Annotated in this window: 24 protein-coding genes; 17 read left to right on the top strand and 7 right to left on the bottom strand. The window is 64.3% G+C overall.

The features are described from left to right. Nucleotides 1-45 precede the first annotated feature (45 nt). The 9 genes from GBB18_RS06710 (at nucleotide 46) to GBB18_RS06750 (ending at nucleotide 9,922) form a co-directional block, all read left to right on the top strand. On the top strand, nucleotides 46-1,401 hold the full coding sequence (locus tag GBB18_RS06710) for a dipeptidase (RefSeq protein ID WP_151641161.1): 1,356 nt from the start codon (nucleotides 46-48) through the stop codon (nucleotides 1,399-1,401). 401 nt (nucleotides 1,402-1,802) lie between these two features. Beyond that, complete coding sequence (locus GBB18_RS06715; RefSeq protein WP_151641162.1) at nucleotides 1,803-2,372, top strand: acetyl-CoA acetyltransferase; 570 nt, start codon at nucleotides 1,803-1,805, stop codon at nucleotides 2,370-2,372. 916 nt (nucleotides 2,373-3,288) lie between these two features. Next, complete coding sequence (locus GBB18_RS06720) at nucleotides 3,289-3,537, top strand: hypothetical protein (protein WP_151641163.1); 249 nt, start codon at nucleotides 3,289-3,291, stop codon at nucleotides 3,535-3,537. Between the two features lie 71 nt (nucleotides 3,538-3,608). Next, nucleotides 3,609-6,527, top strand: coding sequence for a Na+/H+ antiporter subunit A (locus GBB18_RS06725; RefSeq protein ID WP_151641164.1), 2,919 nt, complete (start codon nucleotides 3,609-3,611; stop codon nucleotides 6,525-6,527). Further along, the gene (locus tag GBB18_RS06730) at nucleotides 6,517-7,020 is read left to right on the top strand and encodes a Na(+)/H(+) antiporter subunit C (protein WP_151530180.1); all 504 of its coding nucleotides are present in this window, start codon (nucleotides 6,517-6,519) and stop codon (nucleotides 7,018-7,020) included. The genes GBB18_RS06725 and GBB18_RS06730 overlap by 11 nt, the downstream gene beginning before the upstream one ends. After that, complete coding sequence (locus GBB18_RS06735; protein WP_151641165.1) at nucleotides 7,020-8,654, top strand: Na+/H+ antiporter subunit D; 1,635 nt, start codon at nucleotides 7,020-7,022, stop codon at nucleotides 8,652-8,654. Before GBB18_RS06730 ends, GBB18_RS06735 begins: the two co-directional genes overlap by 1 nt. Beyond that, complete coding sequence (locus GBB18_RS06740) at nucleotides 8,654-9,208, top strand: Na+/H+ antiporter subunit E (protein WP_151641166.1); 555 nt, start codon at nucleotides 8,654-8,656, stop codon at nucleotides 9,206-9,208. Before GBB18_RS06735 ends, GBB18_RS06740 begins: the two co-directional genes overlap by 1 nt. After that, nucleotides 9,201-9,479, top strand: coding sequence for a monovalent cation/H+ antiporter complex subunit F (locus tag GBB18_RS06745; protein ID WP_151530177.1), 279 nt, complete (start codon nucleotides 9,201-9,203; stop codon nucleotides 9,477-9,479). The genes GBB18_RS06740 and GBB18_RS06745 overlap by 8 nt, the downstream gene beginning before the upstream one ends. Next, entirely contained in the window at nucleotides 9,476-9,922 is a 447-nt protein-coding gene (locus GBB18_RS06750) for a monovalent cation/H(+) antiporter subunit G (protein WP_151641167.1), read from the top strand. Before GBB18_RS06745 ends, GBB18_RS06750 begins: the two co-directional genes overlap by 4 nt. Here the strand turns inward: GBB18_RS06750 and GBB18_RS06755 are convergent. From GBB18_RS06755 to GBB18_RS06765, 3 genes are all read right to left on the bottom strand, one after another. Further along, nucleotides 9,919-11,100 (bottom strand): glutamate--cysteine ligase, encoded by a 1,182-nt coding sequence (locus GBB18_RS06755; protein WP_151641168.1) that lies wholly within the window; start codon nucleotides 11,098-11,100, stop codon nucleotides 9,919-9,921. The genes GBB18_RS06750 and GBB18_RS06755 overlap by 4 nt on opposite strands. Nucleotides 11,101-11,161: 61 nt before the next feature. Then, nucleotides 11,162-11,815 (bottom strand): LytR C-terminal domain-containing protein, encoded by a 654-nt coding sequence (locus GBB18_RS06760; RefSeq protein WP_225990258.1) that lies wholly within the window; start codon nucleotides 11,813-11,815, stop codon nucleotides 11,162-11,164. Between the two features lie 52 nt (nucleotides 11,816-11,867). Then, nucleotides 11,868-12,083 carry a DUF3263 domain-containing protein gene (locus GBB18_RS06765; RefSeq protein ID WP_151549979.1) on the bottom strand — a complete coding sequence of 72 codons (216 nt, stop codon included), beginning with the start codon at nucleotides 12,081-12,083 and terminating at the stop codon, nucleotides 11,868-11,870. An 18-nt stretch (nucleotides 12,084-12,101) separates the two neighbouring features. Between GBB18_RS06765 and GBB18_RS06770 the strand changes: the two genes are divergently transcribed. Further along, complete coding sequence (locus GBB18_RS06770) at nucleotides 12,102-12,731, top strand: peptide deformylase (protein WP_151549978.1); 630 nt, start codon at nucleotides 12,102-12,104, stop codon at nucleotides 12,729-12,731. Beyond that, a complete protein-coding gene (locus GBB18_RS06775; RefSeq protein WP_151641170.1) occupies nucleotides 12,731-13,771 on the top strand; it encodes a GNAT family N-acetyltransferase in 1,041 nt (346 codons plus the stop codon). The genes GBB18_RS06770 and GBB18_RS06775 overlap by 1 nt, the downstream gene beginning before the upstream one ends. Here the strand turns inward: GBB18_RS06775 and GBB18_RS06780 are convergent. After that, entirely contained in the window at nucleotides 13,755-14,336 is a 582-nt protein-coding gene (locus GBB18_RS06780; RefSeq protein ID WP_151641171.1) for an RDD family protein, read from the bottom strand. The genes GBB18_RS06775 and GBB18_RS06780 overlap by 17 nt on opposite strands. A 113-nt stretch (nucleotides 14,337-14,449) precedes the next feature. Here GBB18_RS06780 and GBB18_RS06785 point away from each other — a divergent pair, with 113 nt between their 5' ends. The 3 genes from GBB18_RS06785 to GBB18_RS06795 all read left to right on the top strand — a co-directional run bounded on the left by GBB18_RS06785 (nucleotide 14,450) and on the right by GBB18_RS06795 (nucleotide 18,043). After that, a complete protein-coding gene (locus tag GBB18_RS06785; RefSeq protein WP_151641172.1) occupies nucleotides 14,450-15,229 on the top strand; it encodes an exodeoxyribonuclease III in 780 nt (259 codons plus the stop codon). 14 nt (nucleotides 15,230-15,243) lie between these two features. Continuing rightward, nucleotides 15,244-16,734: a cardiolipin synthase gene (gene cls, locus GBB18_RS06790; RefSeq protein ID WP_151549974.1), complete on the top strand. Its 1,491-nt coding sequence runs from the start codon at nucleotides 15,244-15,246 to the stop codon at nucleotides 16,732-16,734. 82 nt (nucleotides 16,735-16,816) lie between these two features. Next, nucleotides 16,817-18,043, top strand: coding sequence for a Na/Pi symporter (locus tag GBB18_RS06795; RefSeq protein ID WP_151641173.1), 1,227 nt, complete (start codon nucleotides 16,817-16,819; stop codon nucleotides 18,041-18,043). Here the strand turns inward: GBB18_RS06795 and GBB18_RS06800 are convergent. The 3 genes from GBB18_RS06800 to GBB18_RS06810 are packed head-to-tail and all read right to left on the bottom strand — an operon-like array spanning nucleotide 18,040 to nucleotide 20,313. Beyond that, a complete protein-coding gene (locus tag GBB18_RS06800; RefSeq protein ID WP_151641174.1) occupies nucleotides 18,040-18,822 on the bottom strand; it encodes an ABC transporter permease subunit in 783 nt (260 codons plus the stop codon). The two genes, GBB18_RS06795 and GBB18_RS06800, sit on opposite strands and share 4 nt — an antisense overlap. Before the next feature lie 3 nt (nucleotides 18,823-18,825). After that, nucleotides 18,826-19,779, bottom strand: coding sequence for an ABC transporter ATP-binding protein (locus GBB18_RS06805; protein ID WP_151641175.1), 954 nt, complete (start codon nucleotides 19,777-19,779; stop codon nucleotides 18,826-18,828). Nucleotides 19,780-19,824: 45 nt separating this feature from the next. Further along, nucleotides 19,825-20,313, bottom strand: a complete 489-nt coding sequence (locus tag GBB18_RS06810) for an NUDIX hydrolase (RefSeq protein WP_151549970.1) — start codon at nucleotides 20,311-20,313, stop codon at nucleotides 19,825-19,827. A gap of 59 nt (nucleotides 20,314-20,372) precedes the next feature. Here GBB18_RS06810 and GBB18_RS06815 point away from each other — a divergent pair, with 59 nt between their 5' ends. Genes GBB18_RS06815 through GBB18_RS06825 form a run of 3 tightly spaced genes read left to right on the top strand, consistent with a single transcriptional unit; the run spans nucleotide 20,373 to nucleotide 25,176 of the window. Further along, nucleotides 20,373-21,827 carry a hypothetical protein gene (locus GBB18_RS06815; protein ID WP_151549969.1) on the top strand — a complete coding sequence of 485 codons (1,455 nt, stop codon included), beginning with the start codon at nucleotides 20,373-20,375 and terminating at the stop codon, nucleotides 21,825-21,827. Next, complete coding sequence (locus GBB18_RS06820; protein ID WP_151549968.1) at nucleotides 21,827-22,843, top strand: glutamate ABC transporter substrate-binding protein; 1,017 nt, start codon at nucleotides 21,827-21,829, stop codon at nucleotides 22,841-22,843. Before GBB18_RS06815 ends, GBB18_RS06820 begins: the two co-directional genes overlap by 1 nt. Then, a complete protein-coding gene (locus GBB18_RS06825; RefSeq protein ID WP_151641176.1) occupies nucleotides 22,843-25,176 on the top strand; it encodes a serine/threonine protein kinase in 2,334 nt (777 codons plus the stop codon). The genes GBB18_RS06820 and GBB18_RS06825 overlap by 1 nt, the downstream gene beginning before the upstream one ends. Nucleotides 25,177-25,355 lie beyond the last annotated feature (179 nt).

Consider the following 25,355-nt stretch of genomic DNA (forward strand, 5'->3'; position numbering starts at 1 on the left):
CCTACTGAGTGCAAGAACACCGGAGTGCCGCGTACGCTGGTCACCATGACTACACCTACTGCGGCGCGAGCAAGCGTCGAGAAGCAAAAAAGCCGTATTTTTTCCGATCTGTCTGAGCTCTGCTCCTTCAACTCTGTGCACAGCGTGGAGGAGCTCAAAGATGAGCACACCGCCGCTGGCGACTGGGTGCTGGCCGCCCTACGCGAGCACGGGCTGGACGTGACCGCCTATGACACCATCGACGGCACGCGCACCTTCATCGGCACCAAGGTGATCGATGATTCCGCGCCCACGGTGCTGCTCTATTCGCATTATGATGTGGTCCCCGCCGGCGATCCGAGCGCCTGGGCCTCGGATGCGTTCACCCTTACCGAGCGGGACGGCCGCTGGTTCGCCCGCGGCGCCGCAGACTGCAAGGGCAACCTCGTGATGCACCTCGCCGTGCTGCGCGCCCTCGCGGAGATCGGCGGACTGTCCTGCAATATCAAGGTGGTTATCGAAGGATCCGAGGAGCGCGGCGGCGCCGGCCTCGATGCGCTTATCGACGAACGCCCCGAGCTTTTCGCCGCTGACGCCATCCTCATCGCGGACTCCGGTAACGCCGGCGTGGGCGTGCCCACCCTCACCACCTCGCTGCGCGGCGGAGCACTACTGAACGTGAAGGTCGATACGCTCGCCACAGCCGTGCACTCCGGCTCCTTCGGCGGCGCCGCACCGGACGCGGTGGCCGCGCTCATGCGCATGCTGGACTCGCTCCGCGATGAGCATGGCCGCACCGTGATCGAGGGCGTGGACTGCACCGCGAAGTGGCAGGGCATGGATTATGATCGCGAGACCTTCCGCACCGACGCCGGCATGCTTGAGGGCACCCAGATCATGGGCACCGAGGACGATAGCCCCGCGGACATGCTCTGGGCGCGTCCCGCCGTGAGCATCATCGGCTTCACCTCCACCCCAGTGAGCGAGGCCGTCAATGCCGTGCCCGCCACCGCCGAGGCGCAGCTGAATCTGCGCGTGCCCGCCGGACTGGACTCCGCGGAGGTAGCCGAGGCTCTGAAGCAGCACCTGATCAACCACACCCCCTGGGGCGCGCACGTGGACATCAGCGTCTTTGACGTGAATTCGCCCTTCTCCACCGCCCCGGAAAGCACCACACTCAGCGTGCTTGGCGAGGCCCTCTCTGCAGCCTATGAGGGCAAGGAGACCGTGGTGATTGGCTCCGGCGGCTCGATTCCGCTCACCTCGAAGCTGCAGGAGAAGTTCCCCGAGGCCGAGATCGCCCTCTTCGGCGTGGAGGAGCCCTCCTGCACCATTCACTCCCCCAATGAGTCGGTCGATCCGGAGGAGATCCTCTCCATCGCCGTTGCAGAGACGCTCTTCCTGCAGAACTACGGCCACTAAAGCGCGGCCGGACGAGGGGCCACAGGGACCGAGACGCGACCACGCCATCCCACCCTGTGGGTACCCCCATCCCATTCTACGTCTGACTAACATTTGCCACCGTCATGTGACACGGCTTACTATGCCCCACATGATCATCCGCCAAGCACACAGCCTTCGCGCCCTAGCCGCGAACGCACGCGCACCCCGTGAGAGCGTGGCCCTTCGAGCCGCCGGACTCAAGGGCGTACGAGTACTGAAGGCTACGCACCTTGGCGGAGGAGCGCACAGCGAGGACTGAAACCTCCGCACAAGGCAGTAGTCGTTAAGACCCCCAGAACCGCCTCATCGTAGGCGATGAAATTTTCAGTCCTTCACACCGTTGTTTTTCGCTCCGTTGTAAAGGAATGTGATCCGGCGTCATGCCCACCACCACCTACGCTCCCCAGTCTCAGCGCTCCACCATCATCGAGTACCACCGCCGTCCTACCCCGGCGAGCACGCACACTCCGATCCCCGCCGAGCGCACCACCTCCCGCACTTTTGCCGAGGACCCCTTCCGCGCCCGTTTCGGCCACCGCCTGCCGCGCGGTCTGCGCGAGGAGGCTCGCGGCATGGAATGGCGCACCTTTGCCGCCACCTACGCCCCGCTGGGCGATATGCGCATCACTCACCTGGAGAGTGAGAACCTGCGCGGCGGCCGCTACCGCTACACCGCCCACATCACCGACACCAGCTCTGGGGCCCGCATCGACTCCACCCACGAGATCATCGCCACCGGCGCCTGCTCTGCTGTCACCAACCTGCTGGCCGATATGGGCCGCCGCGTCGAGATCCTCAGCTACCACCAGTTCGAAATCTTCGAAGCCACCGTCACCTTCATCTACACCTGCGAGAACAACAAGCGGGCCTGGGCCATGGGGTTCGGCCCGACCTCGGAGGCTTCCGTTGCCGCAGCACTGAGCACAGCTGCTGCTCGCCTGCACGGCTAAAAGCATTCGGCACGCGGTTCCTCTTGTTTGAGGGTGTGTTTATCTTGTTCTGCGAAGCCACACGTGCTCTCCGCAGGAGATCGAACTTGCCGCCGATTACTTTCTCACTGTCCAGAGGCACGGCACTGTCACAATCCTCCCCGGGAGCCGAGGGTGTCACATGGGTTGATTGGCGGCTTCCCTCTTGCGGCCCTCGAAGGCTTCCTGCCGCGTCTCTACTCCACACCACCGGCTAGGTAGCCAAGCCGTCACATGCCTGAAATGCACAAGGTAAAAAATCCCCCAATAGCGGCGTGGAATCAGTTGAGGTAATGACACTAGAACTAGGAGCTTAGCTACCGAAGAGGGCTACTATGGTGAACAGCTTTACTAAAAAAGCTGCCGCTGTGTTGTGCGGTATTGCCATCTATTCCGGAGGTGGTATTGCCCAAGCTAGTACTGGCTGCTCAGTGTCGGTGGACATCAATCCAGGCGTGACGCCCACCAAGATTGAGCAGGAATTGCAACCATTTGTCGAACCCGGACCTGGTGACAGTATCCATATAGATACTTCTAGGGCGCGTAGTACGGGGGTATCTGATGAAGCTTTGGACGTGGCAGAAGCACTCAACGAGCTCTACCGGGAGAGAGACATAGGCTATCGGAGCTGGTTCGATCCATCCACGTGGCCGCGGTACGGCAACTGGTATGGCAAGGGACATAGCGACCTAGGGGCGCCGATTGATGCTATCGATGCAGCATGCCAGCGGCATGATTGGTGCTATGCAAGGCATGGATTCGGGGACTGCGGTTGCGACCGGAATCTCCGGAACGAAGTGGACCGTGACCACTAAGCCCCAGGGGTAGGTAAAAAAGGTCAGATCGCGGCCGAAGTGATTATTTTCTGGCTTGACCACAAGAGTTGTACGTGGCACTAATGAATACTGGCGCAATAGACAAGCTGATTCTCATCCTCGGCTGGGCTGCCATCGTGATCTCAATTGCGATCCAGACGATCGGTTCGATATCCATGCTGGGGCAGGCGTGGCCGTGGATCTTCATTTCCGCGGCGGTGGGGTGTGCGGCATGGCTGCGAAATACCGCGCTCGCGTGGGGCGTGGTGGTGGCCGTACTGTGGCCACTCATGGTGCTGCTGATGTTTGTGCTGTTCTTCAACGCCCCCTAAGGCTGCGGTTGGTGTCCGAGGCCTCGTTTAGAATGAGACACGTTGCTTCCTCTACTAGATGAGGTGGATGTGTGCTTATTCTGCTCCTCTGCTTAATTGCCGCGTCGCTGCTCACGCCCGCGCTCCTGCGGGTGCTGGGGCGGCCGGCCTTTGGCGTGGTCGCACTGGTTCCCGCCGCCGGGTTCTGGTGGGTGCTCACCACCTTCTTCACCACCCCGGAACCCACCACGCGCACCGCGGAGATTCCGTGGATGAGCGGCGCACACCTGGACCTCGATTTCCGCCTCGATAGCCTCTCCGCGCTCTTTGCGCTCATCATCTTGGGCGTCGGCGCCCTCGTGCTGCTCTATTGCTGGGGCTATTTCAACGCCAACCCGCGCCGGCTCGCCACCTTCGGCGGCTGCATGGTGGCCTTTTGTATGGCCATGTACGGGCTGGTGATCTCCGACAACCTGCTGCTCATGTACGTGTTCTGGGAGATCACCTCCGTGCTGTCCTTCCTTTTGGTGGGCTACTACGGCGAGCGCGCCTCCTCCCGCCGCTCCGCCGGGCAGGCGCTGATGGTCACCTCCCTCGGCGGGCTGGCGATGCTGGTGGGCATCGTGGTCTTCGGCACCCGCTCCGGGCAATGGACGCTCTCTGGGTTGGTCAGCCACGGTATCGGCCCGGATGCGCCGTGGATGGGCGCGGCCGTGGCCCTCGTTCTCGCTGGGGCGCTCAGTAAATCCGCGATCGCCCCCGCCCACTTCTGGCTGCCCGGCGCGATGGCCGCCCCCACCCCGGTCTCGGCCTATCTGCACTCGGCGGCGATGGTGAAGGCCGGCATCTACCTGGTGGCGCGGCTCTCGCCCACGCTCAATGGCATTACCGCCTGGCACTTGATTGTGCTGCCGCTCGGCATTTTCACCATGCTGCTCGGCGGCTGGATGGCGCTACGACAAAAGGACCTGAAACTTATTCTGGCCTATGGCACCGTATCCCAACTGGGCTTCATCATCACCGTGATGGGCGTGGGCGCGAAAGCCGCGCTCATCGCCGGCCTGGCGCTGATGCTGGCGCACTCGATGTTCAAGGCCACCCTGTTTATGGTGGTGGGCGCCATCGACCACTGCACCGGCACCCGCAATAAAAATAAGCTCTCCGGGCTGGGCCGGAAGAAGCCCGGGCTGGCGCTGATCGCCGCCCTCGCTGGGGCCTCTATGGCCGGGCTCCCGCCCTTCTTCGGCTTCGTGGCCAAAGAGGCGGTATTTGAGACCCTGCTGCACGAGCCACTCTTGGTGGGGCTACCCGGCCAGGCCACCCTGCTGGGCCTGGTGGTGGGCTCGGTGCTCACCGTGGCCTATACCCTGTACTTCTTCCACGCCGCCTTCTTTCGCAAACGCCCCGATCATCCCAGCGGCGGCGGCATCTCCCCGGCGGTGGCCACCATGGATACGCTGAGCTTCACCCAATGGGCCCCGCCCCTGGTGCTGGCGTTGGCGGGACTGTTTTTCGGGCTGCGCCCAGAGCTGCTGGATCAGGCGATCAGCATTCACGCGGGCACCGTCTACGATGACGCCGAGATGCGCGCCGTCGCCCCCTCCGGCGAGCTAGCGCTATGGCATGGCTTCGGCATCCCGCTGCTGCTCACCGCGGTGATTATCGCCGCCGGTGCGATCATGCACTGGCAGCGCAAAACCCTCGAGCGCTTCCACTTCGACAAGCCCGCGCTGGGCTCGGCGGATGCCGCCTATGATTCCACCCTGGATACGCTGCGGCGGCTGTCGCTGCGCATCACCGCGAATACGCAGCGCGGCTCGCTGCCCATCAACGAGGCCGTGATTCTTTTGACCTTCTGCGTGCTGCCCATGGTGGCAATCCTGCTGGGCGAGCGCACCAATGTGCGCATGACGCTCTGGGACACCCCGGTGCAGGGAGTGCTGGCGCTGATCATCATTGTGGTGGCCATCGCCACCACCCGGATGGATAACCGCCTCTCCGCGGTGGTGCTGCTGGGGGTGACCGGCTATGGGCTGGCGCTGATCTTCGCCACCTATGGCGCCCCGGACCTCGCGCTCACCCAGCTGCTCGTAGAAACCGTCTCCATGGTGGTGTTCATGCTGGTGCTGCGGAAGCTGCCGGCGGAAACCTCGGCGCGCACCCGCACCGGGTATCTGCGCGGCCGGGCGTGGCTGGCCGCCGCGGTGGGCATGACTACCGTGGTCTTGGGGGTCTTCGCCATGAACGCCCGCAGCGTGGCCCCGATTTCCGAGGCGATCCCCGCCCTAGCCAAGGACATCGCCCACGGGGCGAACGCGGTGAACGTGCTGCTGGTGGATATTCGCGCCTGGGATACCCTAGGCGAGATCTCCGTGATCGTGATTGTGGCTACCGGCGTGGCCTCGCTGGTCTATCGCACCCGCAGCTTTTCCCGCGTCTCGCGGCGGCCGGTGCTCCACGAGAGCACCTTCGGCGGGCAGTGGCTGTCCGCCCCCAGCGCGCATGAGCGCGAACGCAACCGCGCCCTGGTGGTTGAGGCGGCGACCCGGCTGAGTTTCCCGGCGATGATTGTGCTCAGCGTGTTCTTTTTCTTCGCTGGGCATAATGCCCCGGGCGGCGGTTTCGCCGGCGGCCTGGTGGCGGGGCTGGCCTTTGCCCTGCGCTACCTGGCCGGCGGCCCAGAGGAGCTGGAGCAGACCATGCCGGTGGATCCGGGCAAGATCATCGGTAGTGGCTTGGGGTTGGCGTCGATAAGCGCCGTGGCCCCGCTGCTGCTCGGCGATGCCCCGCTGCGCAGCTATGTGCTGGATCTGCATGTGCCGCTGATCGGCGAGATGCACCTGGTGAGCCCGCTGATCTTTGATCTCGGGGTGTATCTCATCGTGGTGGGGCTGGTGCTCTACATTCTGCAATCGCTGGGCGGGCAGCTGGATCGCGATGAGCGCAGCCGCCGCCGCAAGGCCGTGAAGAAGGAGACCGCTAGGAAGGAGATGGCGCGCCATGGTAGTTAATCTCTCGCTCGTCCTCGCCGCTGGGGTGTTGGTGGCGGCGGGCACCTTCCTGCTGCTCGAGCGCGCCATGACCAAAATGCTCATGGGGCTGATTCTCATGGGCAATGGCGTGAATCTGCTGATTTTGCTCGCCGGCGGCCCCGCGGGAGCGCCGCCGATTATGGGGCGCAGCTCGGCGCTTGACGACGCCGACTCCGATCCCCTCGCCCAAGGGATGATCCTCACCGCCATCGTGATTTCCATGGCGATGACCGCCTTCATTCTCGGCCTCGCCTACCGGCAGTATCGCTATGGCACCGCCGACCTGGTGGAGGATGACACCGAGGACACCGCCGTGGCCACCCGGCCGCTGGCCGCCTCGGCCGCGCCGGACCACGACGCCTCCGATGATCCGCTCACCGGCGAGCCGACGGAGCGCGGCGATCTCTTCGGCCCCTCCAGCTTCGAGGCGCCGGTGCACGGCCAAGGCAAAAAAGAAGGAGACGAGCAGTGATGGATACCCTCGCGCCGCTGTTTCCTTATCTAATCCCAGGCCCGATTCTGCTACCGGTGATCGCCACCGCGCTCATCCACCTGCTCTCCAGCCGGCGGGTGCAACACGTGGTGGCCATGGGCACCTTCATTCTGCTGCTGGCGCTGTGCACCCTCATGGTGGTCTACGTAGACCAAGCTGGGGTGCAGAGCCTGCAAGTCGGCGGCTGGGATGCACCCATCGGTATCACCCTCGTGGCCGATCGCATCTCCACGCTCATGCTCACCGTCTCCTCGCTGGTGCTGCTGGCGGTGATGTGGTTTGCTATCTCCCAAGGCATGCGCGATGGCTCGGAGAAAGATCCGGTGAGCGTGTTCCTGCCCGCCTATCTGCTGTTGAGCATGGGCGTGAATATCGCCTTCCTCGCCGGGGATCTCTTCAATCTCTATGTGGGCTTCGAGGTACTCCTCGTGGCCTCCTATGTGCTGCTCACCCTCGGCGCGGCGCGGGAACGTATCCGCGCCGGTATCGCCTATGTGATGGTGAACATGCTCTCCTCGGTGATCTTCCTCATCGGCATCGCCCTCACCTATGCCGCCGTGGGCACCCTAAACCTGGCGCATATCTCCATCCGCATGGAGGAGGTGCCCTCCGGGGTGCGCACCGCCATTTTCGCGGTACTGCTCGTGGCCTTCGGAGTCAAAGCCGCAGTCTTTCCCCTCTACTCCTGGCTGCCGGACTCCTACCCCACCGCCCCGGCCTTGGTGACTGCGGTGTTCGCGGGGCTGCTGACCAAGGTGGGCGTGTACTCCATCATTCGGATGCGCTCCGTGGTGTTTCCCGATGGCAGCCTCGATACCCTGCTGATGTGGGCGGCGCTGCTCACCATGCTCTTCGGCATCCTCGGGGCGATGGCCCAAAACGACATCAAGCGTTTGCTCTCCTTCACTCTGGTCAGCCACATCGGCTTCATGATCTTCGGCATCGCCCTCGGCACCGCAGAGGGCTTGAGCGGGGCGATCTTCTACGCCGTGCACCACATTTTGGTGCAAACCGCCCTGTTTTTGGTGGTGGGGCTGATCGAGCGCCAGGCGGGTTCCTCCTCCCTGCGGCGGCTCGGCTCGCTCGCCTGGACCTCACCGGTGCTCGCCACGCTCTTTCTCATCCCCGCCCTCAACTTGGGTGGCATCCCGCCTTTCTCCGGATTCTTGGGCAAGGTGCTGCTCATCGAGGCCGGCGCCACCCGCTCCGGGGCGCTGGTGTGGCTACTCATTGGTGGCACAGTGCTCACCAGCCTGCTCACGCTCTACACCATGGCGATGGTGTGGTCCAAGGCCTTCTGGCGCGATCGCTCCGATGCCCCCGAGGGCAACCAAGCTTTTGCCCGCCCCACCACGCTGATCGAAAGCACCGACACCATCGAGATCACCGAGCGCTCCGACGTGGGCCGGATGCCCAGCGGCATGGTGGCCTCCACCTCCCTGCTGGTAGCCGCCTCCCTCGCCATCACGGTGCTCGCCGGGCCGCTGTCCGAGGTGACCACCCGCGCCGCGGAGTCCACACAGGATCTGGCGAACTATCGCAGCGCCGTGCTCGGCCATGACAGCGGCAACGATGAGCCGGGCCGCCAGCCCGCACTCCAAGGAGGCCAGTGATGATCGAAGGATTCAAACGCCGCTTCCGGCCGCTCTCCGTGGTGGTGCTGGCCGTGATCTGGGTGATGCTCTATGGCGAGATCACCCCCGGCAATATTCTCGCCGGCCTCGGCATCGGCCTAGCTGTGACGGTCTTGTTGCCGCTACCGAGCGTGCCCATGACGTGGTCCCGCATCGCCTGGTGGCAGCTCCTCCGGCTGGCCGGGGCCTTCGTGGGGGATCTGGTGGTCTCCTCCGCTCGGGTGGCATGGATTGCGCTGCGCCCCAGTGAGCCGCCGCGCTCCGCGATTGTCTATGTGCCCATGCGCGTCCAAGACGAGTTCGTTTTTGCCCTCGCCGCCACCATCTTGAACCTCACCCCAGGTGGCTCGGTCTGTGATCTCGATGTGGCCAATCGCCGCATGGTCTATCACGTGCTCGATGGCCGCTCCCCGGCCGCGATCGCCGCCGCCAAGGAGAGCGTGCGCGCCCTGGAGAAGCGGCTGATCGCCATCTTCGAGAGCAATATGCAGACAACCGGGACGCAGAAGGAGAAGGTGAGCCCTCGTGGATAATGATCTCTACACCGCCCTGCTCATCATCCCCTCAATCATGCTCTCGGTCTCGGCGCTCATCGCGCTGGGGCGGATCCTCGTGGGGCCGAACTCTCTGGACAGGCTACTCAGCTTCGATGCGATCGTGGCCATGTCCCAAGCGGCCTTGGCGCTGTATATCTGCTACACCCTCGACACCACCGTGTCGAACGCCATGATGGTGCTGGCGCTGCTCGGCTTCATCTCCACCGTGGCCGTCACCCGATTCCGGAAGCGAGACGCCCGCCGATGACCTCCGCCCTGTTGATCGCCTCTTTTGTGTGCCTCACCTTCGGCGCCCTGCTCTCGCTCTCGGCGAGCCTCGGCCTCGCCCGCTTCCGCGACACCATGCAGCGGCTGCACGCCATCACCAAACCCCAAACCCTCGGGTTGATCCTGGTGATGCTCGGGGCGATTCTGCGGGTGATCGCTATTGAAGATTTCGGCTCCGCAGAGCGCGGCGATATCACCGCCATGGTGCTGGTGATCTTCTTCGCCCTGCTCACCGCGCCGGTGGTGGCGCAGCGCTTCGGCAGGATCGCACGGCAGGAAAAGCTCTATGACGCCGAGCTGCTGACCAGCGACGAGCCCGCCGAGAAGCAGCGCAAGGAGCGGGAGAAGGAACAGCAGCGGCAGAAGGAAGAGCAGCGCCGCCGCAAGGAGCAGCGGGGGCGCTCGGAGCAGTCAGAAGGCTAGGGGCGACCGCGGTAGAGTTCCTCGATGCTGAGGTCTACCACGTCCTTCCAATCACCGCTGGCCTCAAAGATGGCCCGCTGCCGGGCATAGGCTGCCGGGCGATCCACCATACGTTCGAGCTCGGTGAACTCCTCAGCACAGCCCAGCTCCGCGGCCAGCGGACGGAGGGTGGTGATAATTCCGCGCAACGAGTCGCGCACCCATTCTTCTTCGGTGTTGCGGCCGGTGATCACCAGCGCATCCATGCCATAGCGGGCGGCCCGCCACTTGTTTTCCGCGTTGTGCCAGAGCGGCAGCTGCGGCAGCTCCGCGCCCGCATCGAGCTGGCGGTCGAAATAGACCACCAGGGTGTGCGTGAGCGCCACGAGGGCAGCGAGCTCGGTGATCGTGGAGGGGGCATCGCAGGCGCGCACCTCGATGGTGCCCCACTTGCCGGCAGGGCGGATATCGAGGTGCATCGAGCCGGTGTGGCTAATCACCCCGGAGGTGTCTTGATCCTCCATGTACTCCGACCACTGCTCCCAGGTGTCAAAGACGAAGGGCAGCCCCGCGGTGGGCAGCTGCTGATAGAGCATCGTCCGATTGGAGGCATAGCCGGTGTCGAGCCCATTCCAGCCCGGGGAGGAGGCCGACAGGGCCAGAAGATGCGGGAAGGTGGTCATGAGCGCGTTAATCAGCGGCCAGACCTTGTCCTCGTGTTCCACGGAGACGTGCACGTGCAGTCCCCAGATGAGCATCTGCCGCCCCCAGTACTGGGTGCGCTCGATGATCTCGGAATAGGGCCCCTTCTCCGACACGGGCTGTTCCCGCCAGTCCGCGAAGGGGTGGGAGCCGGCCGACCAGAGCTTCACGCCCAGGTGCTCGGCAGCCTCCTGCAAGGCGGCCAGCCCGTAGCGTAGCTCCTCTACTACCTCGGGCACGGTGGAACCCACCCCGGTAATCAGCTCCACAGTATTGGCCAAAAACTCCCGCTCCACGTGCACCTCTGGATAGTGCTCGTTGATATAGGCCACCACCTCATGGGCGCGGGGCACCAGATCGCGGGTAGCGGGATCAATCAGGCCGATCTCCCATTCCACCCCGAGGGTGTGGGGGCCGCCGCGTTTAAAGCTCTGGTGGTGGGAGACAGAACGGCGCTTCTCGCCGGCAGACAGTGAGCTTGTCGAAGGCTGAGTCATGGTGAAGTACTACTCGATTCCAGCAGGCGGACGAGCCCACAGGGTGAAAAGATCGCCGACTTTAAGGAGTGCGGAGGTCCTTGGTGAGAATGAGGACGACGCCCTGCGGGGCGGTGGCGACAGCCTCCGAGCGCGGCTGGGCCTGAACGCCGAGCTGCTCGGCGAGCGCGCGGGCGGCGCGCTCCTCATCGGCATTACCCGGGGTGAAGAACACGGTGGTTTCCGGCAGCGGGGTGTCGGCGAAGTTGCCCACCTCGCGCACATTCCAGCCCGTATCGCGCAGCTTCGTCGCCACGCTATCGGCCAGGCCGGTGATGGTGGAGTTATTGAGGGTGGTCACCGGCACGGTCTTCGGATCCACCGCAGTACCCTGCTCTGCTGGGCGGGCCGGCTTCTCGCCCCCCGGCTTGTCACCCGCCGGCTTCTCCCCCTCGGGGCGAGCCGGCGGGGCCTGCTCGGCGGAGCTGCTCGGCGCGGGGGATGGCGCTGCGGAGCTGGAGGAGCCGGGATCGGCCACCACGGTGTCATTGGGATCATCGGAATCGATGAGGGTGAAGACTCCCCATAGCGCCAGCAGCACTGCCACGCTGATGAGGATCATCGCTAGGCCGCGGATGGGCGCCTCGGAACCGCGCGAAGAACCGGCAGCATGGGCGGCGGCACGCTCGTCGAGCACGGAATCGTGTTCGGTGGACTCGTGGGGGGAGTAGTTCATCTCAGACACGCCTGCCATCTTAACGTGAACTATTGGTAGAGCTGAAAGTGTTTTAAGATCGCCGCTCCCGCAGCCGCCGCAGGCGGGCGATGAGCAGTGGCTCGCGCTCGGCTGCGAGCGGCAGATCGATCAGTTCATTCAGGCGCTGGTAGTAGCGCACCGGGGTGGTGCCGAGCGAGCGAATGGCCTCCTCTTTCCGCCCGGACTGCACGAAGCGCTTCTTTTCCAACTCCAGGATCGCTTTGTCGTGCTCACTCAACTGACTCATGGGTCTACACTCTATTGCATGACGATTCGCCCGATTGTGATCTACGGAGACCCCGTCCTGCACACCCCCACCGAGCCCGTGACCGAGCCGGTGAGCGAGCTCGCCGAGCTCATTGCCGATATGCACGAAACCCTCGTGGCCTCCAATGGGGTGGGCCTGGCGGCGAATCAGGTGGGCGTGAACAAGCGGCTCTTTGTCTACCGCTGCCCTGATATCGATGGCCCTGAGGGCAGCGATAAATCCGCGGCGGATATTGCCCGCGATGGCGGCCGGATTCGGGTGGGCTGCGTGATCAACCCGGTATTGGAAACCTCCGAGATCCCGGAGACCATGCCTGCCGAGGATGGCTCCGAGGATGAGGGCTGTCTCTCCCTGCCGGGCGAGGGTTTCCCCACCGGCCGCGCCGATTGGGCGCGGGTCACCGGCCTCGATGAAAACGGCAAGGAGATCGCGGTAGAAGGCTATGGCTTCTTCGCACGCCTCCTGCAGCACGAGGTGGGCCATCTCGATGGCTACGTCTACACCGATATGCTCATCGGCCGGAATAAGCGTGCCGCGAAGAAGATGGTGAAGCGCAATGGCTGGACGGAGGCGGGCCGCACCTGGCTGCCCGGCACCGACCCCGACCCCTTCGGTTTCGACAACTAATGCTGAGTTTCCCCTTTAGTGGCCGCGCCCCCACAGTGGGCGATCGGGTGATTGTGCGCCGCCGCATCCCCAACACGCCCGGGCATCTGACGGATGTGATCGGGCATGTGGTGAGCCTAGAGCCGCTGATCCTGCGCCCCCAGTCAGTAGGCGGGCTGCCGTCCTCTGCGCCGACAGTGCTTATCGACGCTTCCCTGGTGAAAATCCTGAAAGTGCTCAGCCCGCGCCGGGTGATGAACTCCGATATCCGCGCCATCGAGCACGCCACCGCCCTCGCGTTCCCGGGCATCGAGCACGCCTGGAGCGAGGACGGGCAGTGGCTGATGCGCGCCGGCGATGGCATTACCGAGCGCTCCAATTCCGCCACCCCGCTGGGCGCGGCGGCCGGGTTTAGCCTGCCGCCGCTGGCGGAGATCTGCGAGTTTTATGCCCGCCACGAGCTGCCGGTGCGGGTGCACCTGCCGGAGCGTATCGCCCGCAACGCCGAAAGGCTCTGCCAGCCGCCCGGCTGGGAGCTGGGGCCGGACATTATTGTGATGAGCCGCTCGCTCAACGACTACGACACCGACACTCCACCGACACTCCCCGCGGGCATGACGGTGAGCGTGGAGGAGCAGCCCGATGCGGCCTGGCTGGAGCAATATCATTTCCGCGGCCAGGCGCTGCCGGTGCACGCCCTGGAGCTACTCATGCGAGAAATCGAGGGGCACATGGGATTCGCCCAGATCCGCGTGGGCGAGCAGACGGTGGCGATTACCCGTGCCACCATCACCGAATCCCCGGATGGGCGGCGCTGGCTGGGCTATTCCGCCGTGGAGGTCAAGGATGCGTGGCGCCGCCGCGGGCTAGGCACCCAGCTCGGACGCGCAGTGCTGCACTGGGGCGCGGAGAATGGGGCCACAGACGCCTATTTGCAGGTGATCGCCTCCAATACCGCCGGTATCGGGCTCTATGAGCGGCTCGGCTTCATCGAACATCACCGCCACCGCTATGCCACAGAGCTTGGAGACCAGAGGCTAGGGGCTAGTCGGGGCGGATGACGCGCAGCTCGGCGCTGCGATCGTGCGGCCCCATGCCGAAGGCATCGGTGGCGGCATCGGCGCCGAGCCATCCCGCCACACCGAGCGCCGCCACCGGGCCGGCGATGGGGATGTAGTTGAGCAAGATCCACAGGTTGCGTCGAGAAGCAGAGGTGATACTCACCGGCAGGGCGGCCGGGGCCACCACCCGCAGACCGAGTAGCCGCTTGCCCACGCTGCCGCCGCAGACATCGCCGGCCACCTGATAGAGATAATAGGCGGCCGGCCAGCCGAGCAGGACGCTCAAGAGAGCGACGGTGCTGACACTGCCGGTGGACACGACAAGAAGCATGGCCAGCAGCGCCAGAGTGACGCCTGCGGCATCGAGTGCGTGCGCGGCCATACGCCGCAGTACCGGGGCGCAGTAGGTATCACGGCGGCCGCGATTTCGGCCCGGGCCGAAGGCCTGGTAGCGCTCCAGCTCGGAATAGGCCACCGGCGGGCTCATGGCATCGCGCACACCCGCGAAAGGAAAGCCTCGCCGCGGCTGCTGCAGCTGCTGAGTACGTAGGTACTCATCCTCCATGAACACCACATCACTCCTTGGTTGAGGCACCGCCGAAGACGGCGCGAATCTCCGTTCTTATCCCTTGCAACGTCGGATTACCCCCAGTTGTTCCAACGACTACTGTAGTGGGCATGCGAATTGCCACGTGGAACATCAACTCCGTGCGCACGCGCATCGAGCGTGCCGTGGATTTTCTGCAGCGCCACGACGTGGACGTGCTCGCGCTGCAAGAGACGAAGGTCAAAGACGAGGCCTTCCCCACCGATCCCTTCACCGAGGCCGGCTACGAGGTGGCGCACTATGGGCTCAATCAGTGGAACGGCGTGGCGCTGATCTCCCGCGTGGGCATTGCGGATGTGCGCACCCACTTCCCGCAGCAGCCCGGCTATCACAATGATCCTGCGGAGCCGCAGGATATCGAGGCCCGCGCGATCGGTGCTAGCTGCGGCGGTGTGGAGGTGTGGAGCCTCTATGTGCCCAATGGGCGCGAGATCGCCCACCCGCACTATGACTACAAGCTGCGCTTCCTCTATACCCTCGGCGCCTATGCCCACAGCCTAGACACCCCGGCGGTATTCGTGGGCGATTACAATATCGCTCCCCGCGATAGCGATGTGTGGGATCCTTCCTTCTTCGCGGGCAAAACCCATCTCACCGAACCAGAGCGCCACGCCTTCGAGTTCCTGTGCAGCGAGGGGGTGGAAGAAACCTCCCGCCGTTTTAGCGAGGGCGACTATAGCTACTGGGACTATACGGCCATGCGTTTCCCCAAGAACGAGGGCATGCGCATTGACTTTCAGGTGGCCACCGCCGCGCTGGTGGCCCGCGCCCGCAGCGGTTTTGTTGATCGCGAGGAGCGCGCCGGTAAAGGCGCCTCGGATCACGTGCCTGTGGTGGTGGATTATGACTAGCGGGGGCGCAGAGTGTGATTAGCGTGCACTTGGAGTGGTGGCAGACGGCGGGTCTGATCATCGACTACTCCATCCGTATCTTGGCCATCGGCATCGTGCCGGAAGGACGTCGTCCCGCAGCATCGACAGCGTGGCTGCTGATCATTCTGGTGCTGCCCATCGTGGGTCTGCCGCTGTTTCTGCTCATGGGCTCGGCCTATATCAACCGCCGCCGTCACCGGCTGCAGCAGGAGGCCAATCAATCGATTGAGGCCGTGCAGTCCGAGGCCCCCGACTATCCGCAGCACACCACGCTCAGCCCGGAGCTGGAATCCATAGTCAAGCTCAATCGCCGACTCACCAATATCCCCGCCGTCACCGGCACCACCAAGGGGCTGCTGCCGGATTATTACAACAGCCTGCGCCGCATGGCCGAGGCCATCGATAATGCCAGCGAGTATGTGCATATCGAGATCTACATCATTGCCTGGGATGACACCACGGATCCGTTCTTCCGCGCCTGCGAACGCGCCGTCCAGCGCGGGGTGAAGGTGCGGCTGCTCTTTGATCACGTGGGCTCGTGGAAGTACCCCGGCTATATGCGGCTGGGCAAGAGGCTGGATTCCATCGGGGTGGAGTGGCACGTGATGCTCCCGCTGCGGCCCTGGTTTGGTCGCTGGCGTCGCCCGGATCTGCGCAATCACCGCAAGATGGTGATCGTGGATTCCGAGGTGGCCTTCATGGGCTCGCAAAACCTCATCGATACCAGCTATCTACTGGACGCCAATATTGAGGCCGATCGCCATTGGATCGATCTCATGGTGGAGCTCGAGGGGCCGGTGGTGAACTCGCTGCGCGCTGTGTTCGCCATGGACTGGTACTTCGAAACCGGCGAGGCGCTGAACGTGCTAGAGGAAAAACCCAGCCCGGAGCTGCCGGAGGAACCGGACTCGGATATCAATATTTTGCAGCTGGTGCCCTCCGGCCCGGGTATTCCCACCTCGCCGAATCTGCGCCTCTTTAACTCCATCGCCCACCACGCTAAGCAGCGGCTGATCCTGTGCTCGCCCTATTTCATCCCCGACGAGTCCCTCTTTGAGTCCATTACCAGCGCCTGCTACCGCGGCGTGCAGGTGGATCTGTTGGTCAGCGAGCGTGCCGATAACTTCATCGTCCACCACGCCCAGTCCAGCTACTACCAGGCCCTGCTGGAGGCCGGGGTGCGCATCCACACCTATCCCAAGCCCTATGTGCTGCACTCGAAGTTCATGGTGGCCGATCCCGCCTCCTCCAACCGCGATGCCATCGGGGTGATGGGCTCGTCCAATATGGATATGCGCAGCTTCAACCTCAACTACGAGATCTCGCTGATGGTGGCGCGCGGCTCGCTCACCACTCGGCTCAGCGAGCTGGCCGATAGCTACATCGCCAGTTCCTCGCAGATTGAGCTCGAGGAGTGGTCTACCCGCGGTTTCTGGCGCAAGTATCTGGATAATGCCTGCAAGCTCACCTCAGGTTTGGCATAGGGGGAGGAAATTAGGGCTTCCCACCAGCCCCCATTAATGTTGAGGTCACAGCAATCGGCAGCGCAGGAGGAGGATTCACGAGGTGGCAGCTGACTCACCCACCCGGCTGCCGGGCACCACTCATCCCCGCAATCCGCGGATCACCACCTCCGATTCCGATGTTCTCGCGCCCTCCCTCTTGGGCATGGCGGTGCGCTGGTCGGGCGTAGCGGGGGCTGTGGTGCTGCTCCTCTTTGCGCTCGCATTGCTTGGCGACGCCACCTCGATGCTCTCCCGCGACACCATCGCCACCCTGGTCGCGGTGGCCGCACACCCCGTGGTGGGGCTGTGCCTGGGTATCGCCGCCACGGCGGTCGTGCAATCCTCCACCACCATCACCACGGTGACCGTGGCCGCGGTGGCCACTGGGGTGGTGCCTTTGCCTTTGGCGATCGCGATAATCATGGGCGCGAATATTGGCACCTCGATGACCTCCGCGATCGTGGCCTTGAGTTTTGTGCGCTCGCCGGTGGAGTTTCGGAGCGCCTTCGCCACCGCCAATGTGCAGGGCATCTTTAATAGCGCCAGTGTGGCGGTACTTTTCCCCCTCGAGCTGCTCTTTCACCCCTTGGAGCGCAGCAGCCACTGGCTGAGCACCCAGATCCTCCACGAGGGCTCCCACCAGGAAATCCCCACCGCTGAGTTCGTGCGTCGGCTCAGCGATCCCCTCGTGGAATTGGTGGGCACCCGCGGTGCTGCCGGGGCGCTTGTCGGCGCGCATGCCGCCCCGTGGGTGGTGCTTGTGCTGGGGGCGGCGCTGCTGCTCAGCGCTGTCTATCTGACTACTCGGCAGCTGCATGTGCTTATGGCCCAAGCCACCCGCACGCTCATGGAGCGGGCCCTGGGCGATTCCCAAGCCACTGGGGTGGCGGCCGGGGCGGCGCTGACGGCGCTGATTCATTCCTCGTCCACGGTGACCAGCTCAATCGTGCCCTTCGCCGCGGTGCGCTCCATCACTACCCGGGAGGCGCTATCGCTGACCCTCGGGGCGAATATCGGCACCACGCTCACCACGCTCATGGCCACGCTCGCGGTACAGGGGCCGGCGGGGGCCACGGGCCTCGAGGTGGCCTTGGTGCATGTGCTCTTCAACCTCGTCGGGGTGCTGCTGGTGATGCTCATCCCGCCGGCCACGGACGGCATTATTCGTTTCGCCATCTGGCTGGCTGGGGTGGCCCAGCCGCACCCGGCGCTGAGCACCGCGGCGGTGCTGGCCTATTATCTGGCGCTGCCCGGCGCGGTGGTGGCGCTGTATGTGCTGCTGAACTAGGCGTCGCGCTTCTTCATCGCCAGTAGCCCTGCCACGAGGATCACGGCGGCCCAGACAGCGAAGTAGAGGCCGCTGAGAATCGGGTCCCAATCCGGGCCCTCGACGACGGGCTCGGTGGTCTGGAAGGCGGTGAGATGGTTGAAGGGGCCGTAGCCGCTGATATAGGTACCCACCCGCGGCAGCATATTTCCGAGGATGAGCTCGAGTCCGAGGCTCCATACCAGCACCACCAACATGGCGCCGGCGGTGTTGCGCAGCAACCAGGCGAAACCCATGGCAAAAACGATGCTCAACACGAGCGCCACCGGCTTGGCCCAGAGGGCGTGCTGGACGTAGTCATCGCCCCAGATCTGCATGGAGCTGGCGGCCTCGCCGCCCATTATTTTGCCCACGTAGAGGACAAGGATCAGGGTGAGGAATGAGAGGATCGCCACCACCACGGCGTAGAGCACGCATTTGGCCGCGGCCACCCTCCAGCGGCGCGGCATGGCGGTGAAGGTGGCAGTGGACTGATTGCGGCTGTACTCGGAGGTCACCATGAGTACCGCCTGGACCATCACGATGGCGGCAACGACATCGAGAGTGAAGATCAGGCCGCGGGGCTCGACGATGAACTCGACCTCGGATCCAGCAAATTCGGGATTCTGCGCTAGTTGCCGTGTGCCATAGGCCGACATACCGGCCAAACCGGCGGCGATGAGCACATAGAGCAGCGAGGTGATGTAGAAGGACTTAGTGGTGATGAGCTTGATGAACTCTGCACGAATGGCATTCCACATGGTTTAGATCTCCCCTTCCGGACGCTGCGGCGCAGCGGTGGTGGTGTGGGATTGGTATTGCACGGAGTCGCCGGTGCTGCGCATGAAGGCATCCTCGAGGGAGCCTCGCTGCTCGGTGAGTTCGTGCACGGCCACCCCAATGGAGTAGGCCAGCCCGCCCACCACATCGGTGGTGGTCTCCTGCACCACCAGGATCTCTCGGCCGTGGGGGTCGTGGGAGCGCTCGGCGTGGACATTCTCCTCCTGCAGCGCGGCGGCCAATTCTTGCGGGTGGTCGGTGCGCACCAGCACCGTCGACTGCGCGGATTGGCGGATGAAGTCCTCGGTGGGGGAATCCGAGACGAGCCGGCCGCGACCAATCACCAGCAGGTGATCGGCGGTCTGGGACATCTCGGAGAGCAGGTGGGAGCTGACGAGGATGGTACGGCCCTCCTCGGCCAGGGAGCGCAGGAAGGTGCGCACCCAGCGGATACCTTCCGGATCCAAGCCATTGACCGGCTCATCGAGCAGGAGATACTCCGGATCGCCCAGCAGCGCCCCGGCAAGACCCAGGCGCTGTGCCATACCGAGGGAAAAGCCCCCCGCCTTGCGGCCCGCGACATCGCTCAGCCCCACGAGTCCTAGTACCTCGTCGACGCGGCGGGTATCGATGCCATTGGAGGCCGCCATCCAGCGCAGGTGATTCGCCGCGCTGCGCTTGGGGTGCACCGCCTTCGCATCCAGCAGCGAGCCCACCGTGCGCAGCGGATTCTCTAGCTCGGCGTAGGTGCGCCCATTGATCGTGGCCTGCCCAGAGCTGGGGCTATCCAGTCCCAGAATCATGCGCAGCGTGGTGGATTTGCCGGCGCCATTTGGCCCCAGGAATCCGGTAACGACGCCAGGCTTCACGCTGAACGTGAGATTATCCACCGCCAGCGTGGAGCCATAGCGTTTGCTCAGCCCAGTTACTTCAATCATGTAGCACAGTGTGGCACAGCCCCGCCCGCAGTGCTAGGGCTGCCCTTAGCTTGTCGACGCCATCCCGCCGGCAGCGATCACCGAACGCATCAAGGGAAGCGACTCCGCGAAGGCCGACATGAGCGGATAGGACTCCAGCGCGGCCAAGGGCACCCAGCGCAGCTCCACGGATTCCTCATTGCCGGCGGTGGGCAGCGGCTGCGGGCAGGTGGCCAGCACCTGGGTGTAGCTCCAGCCAGACACATACGGCCCCGCCGTGGTGATGGCGTCGACCACCTGCACCTGCGCGGTATCGATACTGGTTTCCTCGCGAGCCTCACGCAACGCGGCCGCCACCGCGGTTTCGTGGGAATCCCGCGCCCCGCCCGGCAGGGCCCAGGTTCCGCCCTCGGCCGTCCACTGGGCGCGGTGCTGCAGCAATACCCGGGGCGCGGTGTGGGGCGAGGCAATGAGAAAAAGCCCCGCCGCGCCAAAGAGTCCCCAGCGCCGCGAGCCATCGGGGGCAAGGCTCCAACCGTTTCCGTCTCCATCCATGTTCGCGAGTGTAGTTCGAGTACTGGGTATGGCGAGATATCCTCGCTAGACTTGTGGACATGACTCTTTCCGGTACGGGCCAGAAAGCCGGCCCCACGGGTGACAGCGTGGCAGAAGCTGTCACGGAGTTGAGGGCGACGTCGACAAGCGAAGGCGATGCCTGGCTCGATCAGCCAGAACCCGCCGAACGGCGATTCGCCGACGTCACCCGCGAATTGGTGGATGTGCCGCTGCTGCAACTGCGGCGCTTTATTCGCTTCGTGGGCACCCCGCCTGGGCTTATGACGCTGATGTGCGTCATCCTCAGCGTGGCGCTGCTGGCGGCGGGGCTGTCGATCGCGCGCTCCTCCGAGGATCAAGAGCGCGATCTGAATCAGCTGCTCGACCATGTGGAGCCCATGAGTTATTCGGCGCTGAATCTCTATACCTCGCTCTCCATCGCCGATACCTCCGCCACCACCGGCTTTGTGGAGAATCGCGCCGGATCGCCGCGGGTGCGGGAGCGCTACAATGATGCGATTTCGCAGGCCAGTATCGCCGCGGCGCAGACCATGGGGGAGGTACGCGATAGCAATAGCGAGGAAATGCGCCTGCTGGCCGCTATCAATCAGAAACTGCCGGTCTACACCGGGCTGATCGAAACCGCCCGAGCGAACTACAACATGGGTAACCCAGTGGGCACGGCCTATCTGGCCGAGGCCTCGAGCCTCATGCGCAGCGAGATCCTACCCAATGCCTCGCGGCTCTACGAGCTCACCTCGGCCACGGTGGCCGAGCAGCAGCAGGACCTCACCCGCCCCCAATGGGTGCCGATCTCTGGGCTGGTGGCTGCGTTTGTGCTGCTGGTGCTGGCGCAGGCGTGGCTTTATAACCGCACCCGCCGCATCCTCAACCGTGGTTTTGCCGCTGCCACCGTGCTCATGCTCGCCGCACTGCTGTGGGTGGGATCGGCCAATTGGGCCACGTGGAATGCTGGGCAGCAGGGCTTTAATAAAGCGGCCGGGCCGATGAGTGAATTAACCAATGCGCGTATCGCCGCGCAGCAGGCCCGCACCAAAGAAACCTTGGCGTTGGTGCGGCGCCAATCCGTGGCCGATAATGCCACTCTGTTCTATGCCAGCATGGACCGCATCGATAACGCGATCGACAGCTATCGCTCCTCGCCCCTGCTGGACTCCGCGCAAGATCAGATGGCCACCAACCGAGCCGAGCAGTCCGTGGAGCAGTGGCGGGTGTATCACGAGCGGCTGCGCGACGCCCAGTCCTCCGGCAACTATGACACCGCCCTCGATGTGACCCTCGGTAATCATCCCCGCTCCGCGGCCACCGCCTTCGATGAGCTCGATGCAAACCTCTCCACGCTCATCAGCGATGCCCGCGCCACCATGCGCGACTATATTGCCGATGGCCTGCGCGCCACCCGCCTGCTCGCCATCATGGTGAGTATCTGCTCCGTGCTCTCTGTGGTACTGGTGTGGATAGGTATTCGCCCCCGACTCTTGGAGTTCCTCTGATGCGCCCGCCCGCACCGCACCGCCGCCTTCTGGCGCTGGGCCTTGTTCTGAGCGCCGGGATCGCCGGGTGCTCCGATGTGGAACCCGAGCGCAACCCCGCCCCCACGTGGGTGCAGGAGCTGGCGCATGAACAGCGCTCCTTTCCCGCCGGCGCCCAGTGGGAAAAGGCCGGCAGCCAGCCGCCGGTGCAGGTAGACGAGGCCGAGAGCTTTGCCTCCCTGCGCCCCGATAAGCGCACCCCCGAGGAGCGCGTTCCGGACATTGTGCAGCGCGGCTATCTGATCGTGGGCGTAGACCAATCCCAGAACCTGCTCTCCTACCGCGATCCCGCCACGGGGGAACTCTCCGGTTTCGAGATAGACCTCGCGCGGGAGATCGCCCGCGATATCTTCGACGATCCCGATGCCGTAGATTTTCGCTTCATCGACGCCTCTGATCGGGTCTCGGCGCTGGATAGCGGCACCGTGGACATGGTGATCCGTACCATGACGATCACCCCCAAACGCCAGGGGAAGGTGGAGTTCTCGGCGCCCTATTTCACCTCCCAAACTCGGGTGCTGGTGCACAAGGGCTCCGGTACCACGGGGGTGGACTCACTCCATGGGCGCAGCGTCTGCGTAGTGGACGAGTCCACGGCACTGCAGCACACCCGCACCTATGCGCCCAATGCCGATATTCTGCGCGTGCGGAACTGGGCGGATTGCCTCGTGGCCCTGCAACAGGACCAGGTGGATGCCGTGGTGGGGGATGATTCGATTCTCGCCGGCATCGCCGCGCAAGACCCCACCACGGAGATCGTGGGCCGGCCCATTGATAAGGAAAGCTATGGGGTGGGCATCCCGCCGGCCGAGAAAGGCCACGACACCACGGGGCTGGTGCGGCAAGTCAATTCCACGATCGAGCGCATTATCAGCGATGGCACGTGGCAAGACATGTATGCGCAGACCCTCGGCCCCTACCAAACCTCGGTGTCTCCGCCCACGCCCCACTATGTGGATGAGGAGGGAGAACGCTGATGAGCGATGAAGACTATCCCGTCATGGGCACCGAGGCCGTGCCCTTTGACCCCTTCGCGGACGATGGCGAGGAGGAGCAGGAGCTCGATTCCGATAGCTCCATTCAGGCGCTGCTCGCGGACCTCGGGGCGCTGCGCGATGGGCCGAATCAGCCCACCGCCCCCACCAAAGTGCAGGACGACCCCTCTGAGCGCAGCCGCCGCGAGGCGCTGTCCACCTTCCGCGAGCGGCGCACCCATACCCGTGTGGGCCGGCTGGTGGCCGAGGGCATGGTGCAACTTCCCTTCGTGCCCTTGCACGATCCCGAACGAGCCCTCATTGACCCCAGCGAGGACATCGCCAACGGCACCGAGCCGCCCGCGCTCAGCCCCGGCGATGTGGTGGCCAACCAGTACACCGTGCTGGGCGTGATCGCCCACGGCGGCATGGGCTGGGTGTATCTCGCCGAGGACAGCAACGTCTCGGGCCGCTGGGTGGTGCTCAAAGGCATGATGGTGGAGACCTCGCACCCCTCGCAGGGGGTGGCCGAGGCCGAGCGCGAATTCTTGGCGGATATCACCCACCCGGCGATTGTGAAGATCTTCAACTTCATCGACGATCCGCGGGTGGATGGCGGCTTCATTGTGATGGAGTTCGTGGGCGGGCCCTCGCTGCGGGACCGGGCGAAGCGCTCCGGCGGCACCATCGATATCGACGTGGCCATCGGCTATATCCTCGAAGTGCTGCCGGCGCTGGCCTATCTGCACTCCCGCGGCGTGGTGTACAACGACCTCAAGCCGGATAACATCATCGTCGCCGAGGACCAAGTCAAGCTCATTGATCTCGGCGCGGTCTCCGGCATCGGGGCCTTCGGCTATATCTATGGCACCAAGGGTTTTCAGGCCCCCGAGGTCGCCACCGAGGGGCCATCGGTGGCCTCGGACATCTACACCATCGGGCGCACCCTGGCCGCGCTCACACTGCCCCTGCCAATGAGCGAGGGCGTGTACGAGCCAGGGATCCCCTCCCCCACCGCGGAACCGCTGCTGCGCCGCTACTTGAGCTTCTACCGGCTGCTGCTGCGCTGTACCCACGAGGATCCCGCCCAGCGCTTCACGGACATCTCCCAGCTGGAAATCCAGCTCTATGGTGTGCTGCGGGAAATCCTCGCCATTCGCGATGACATCCAATACCCCTCGCACCATTCGGCCTTTTCCCCGCAGCGTACAACCTTCGGCACCAAGCATCTGGTGTTCCAAACCGATCAGCTCATTGATGGCGTGGACCGCACGGTGCGCATCACCCCGGACGAGGTGATCTCGGCGCTACCGGTGCCACTGATTGATCGTTCCGATCCTGGGGCGGCGCTGCTCTCGGGTAGCTCCTATTCCGAGCCCACAGAGACCCTGGAGACCCTCCACCAAGCCATGCAGTCTAGCGAGTATGAACACTCCACCGAGATCCCCCTCGGGGTGGTGCGCGCCCTTTTGGACTTGGGTTTCCGGGACGAGGCGAAATCCTGGCTGGAGTCGCTGGAAGAACGACTCGGCAACGATTGGCGCCACCAGTGGTTTTCTGGGGTGACCACCATGCTCACCGGGGATCTCTTGGCCGCACAACGGCATTTCAACCAAGTGCTGCACATCCTGCCCGGGGAGCCGGCGCCGAAGCTGGCGCTGGCGGCGGTCAATGACATGCTGCTGCAGGAAAGCTCCCACGACCATGTCGCCCTGCTCAGCGACACCGCGCTGAAGGCCGCGCTCCTCGGCCCCGATGCGGCGGAGGTGACACCGGAGCAGATGAGCTCCATTAGCGATGACTGGAACTATGTCACGAGCGTGCCGGCGAAGCTGCGCTTTCACACTATTCAGCTCTATCAACTGGTGTGGGCCACCAACCCCACTACGGTGAGTTCGGCCTTCGGCCTGGCCCGGCAGCTCTATGCCGAGGACCAGACCAACTTGGCGGTGGCGGCGCTCGATCGGGTACCGCAGGCCTCACGGCATCAGCGTATGGCGCAGCTGAGCACCATCATGATGCTCATTTCTGGGGAGTCCACCGAGTCCGCCATCCGCCGCGCCGCCCGCCGCTTGGAACAGATCCCCACCAACGAGCCCCGCTACCTACAGCTCCAGGCTGCAGTCACGGCCGCCGGGCTCTACTGGCTGCGGAGCAATGACCTCAGTGAGGCATGCTCGCCCAATGAGCTTTTCGACGACCCCTTCACCCAAACCGGTCTGCGCTACGGCCTTGCTCGCTGGCTCCGCGGCCTGGCCCGCAGCGCCCACCACACCCTGCATCGCTATGAGCTCATCGACATGGCCAATAAAGTGCGCCCCACCACTTGGCTGTAGAGGCCACGAGGCGGCCCGTGGATAGGCACAGCCGCACCACCCCATAGAGGGGAAACCAACAGGCCACGCCGGATTCTCTCGCATCCCCCACAGGTAATGTTTGACTTAGCTCACTACCGAAAGCAACCTCCGGAAACCACGCGCCACAGGGCGATTCGGATACTCAACCGTTTGGGATA

Source organism: Corynebacterium sp. 11A (genome assembly GCF_008930935.1).
Lineage (GTDB): Bacteria > Actinomycetota > Actinomycetes > Mycobacteriales > Mycobacteriaceae > Corynebacterium > Corynebacterium megadyptis.

Excerpts from the sequence above, each read along its gene's own strand:
- GBB18_RS06770 (WP_151549978.1), top strand. The coding sequence starts at position 12,102 with ATGACGATTCGCCCGATTGTGATCTACGGAGACCCCGTCCTGCACACC.
- GBB18_RS06740 (WP_151641166.1), top strand. The coding sequence starts at position 8,654 with ATGATCGAAGGATTCAAACGCCGCTTCCGGCCGCTCTCCGTGGTGGTG.
- GBB18_RS06815 (WP_151549969.1), top strand. The coding sequence starts at position 20,373 with ATGACTCTTTCCGGTACGGGCCAGAAAGCCGGCCCCACGGGTGACAGC.
- GBB18_RS06750 (WP_151641167.1), top strand. The coding sequence starts at position 9,476 with ATGACCTCCGCCCTGTTGATCGCCTCTTTTGTGTGCCTCACCTTCGGC.
- GBB18_RS06780 (WP_151641171.1), bottom strand. The coding sequence starts at position 14,336 with ATGGAGGATGAGTACCTACGTACTCAGCAGCTGCAGCAGCCGCGGCGA.
- GBB18_RS06805 (WP_151641175.1), bottom strand. The coding sequence starts at position 19,779 with ATGATTGAAGTAACTGGGCTGAGCAAACGCTATGGCTCCACGCTGGCG.
- GBB18_RS06825 (WP_151641176.1), top strand. The coding sequence starts at position 22,843 with ATGAGCGATGAAGACTATCCCGTCATGGGCACCGAGGCCGTGCCCTTT.
- GBB18_RS06720 (WP_151641163.1), top strand. The coding sequence starts at position 3,289 with ATGAATACTGGCGCAATAGACAAGCTGATTCTCATCCTCGGCTGGGCT.
- GBB18_RS06730 (WP_151530180.1), top strand. The coding sequence starts at position 6,517 with ATGGTAGTTAATCTCTCGCTCGTCCTCGCCGCTGGGGTGTTGGTGGCG.
- GBB18_RS06820 (WP_151549968.1), top strand. The coding sequence starts at position 21,827 with ATGCGCCCGCCCGCACCGCACCGCCGCCTTCTGGCGCTGGGCCTTGTT.
- GBB18_RS06735 (WP_151641165.1), top strand. The coding sequence starts at position 7,020 with ATGGATACCCTCGCGCCGCTGTTTCCTTATCTAATCCCAGGCCCGATT.
- GBB18_RS06715 (WP_151641162.1), top strand. The coding sequence starts at position 1,803 with ATGCCCACCACCACCTACGCTCCCCAGTCTCAGCGCTCCACCATCATC.
- GBB18_RS06710 (WP_151641161.1), top strand. The coding sequence starts at position 46 with ATGACTACACCTACTGCGGCGCGAGCAAGCGTCGAGAAGCAAAAAAGC.
- GBB18_RS06755 (WP_151641168.1), bottom strand. The coding sequence starts at position 11,100 with ATGACTCAGCCTTCGACAAGCTCACTGTCTGCCGGCGAGAAGCGCCGT.
- GBB18_RS06785 (WP_151641172.1), top strand. The coding sequence starts at position 14,450 with ATGCGAATTGCCACGTGGAACATCAACTCCGTGCGCACGCGCATCGAG.
- GBB18_RS06810 (WP_151549970.1), bottom strand. The coding sequence starts at position 20,313 with ATGGATGGAGACGGAAACGGTTGGAGCCTTGCCCCCGATGGCTCGCGG.
- GBB18_RS06760 (WP_225990258.1), bottom strand. The coding sequence starts at position 11,815 with ATGAACTACTCCCCCCACGAGTCCACCGAACACGATTCCGTGCTCGAC.
- GBB18_RS06765 (WP_151549979.1), bottom strand. The coding sequence starts at position 12,083 with ATGAGTCAGTTGAGTGAGCACGACAAAGCGATCCTGGAGTTGGAAAAG.
- GBB18_RS06800 (WP_151641174.1), bottom strand. The coding sequence starts at position 18,822 with ATGTGGAATGCCATTCGTGCAGAGTTCATCAAGCTCATCACCACTAAG.
- GBB18_RS06775 (WP_151641170.1), top strand. The coding sequence starts at position 12,731 with ATGCTGAGTTTCCCCTTTAGTGGCCGCGCCCCCACAGTGGGCGATCGG.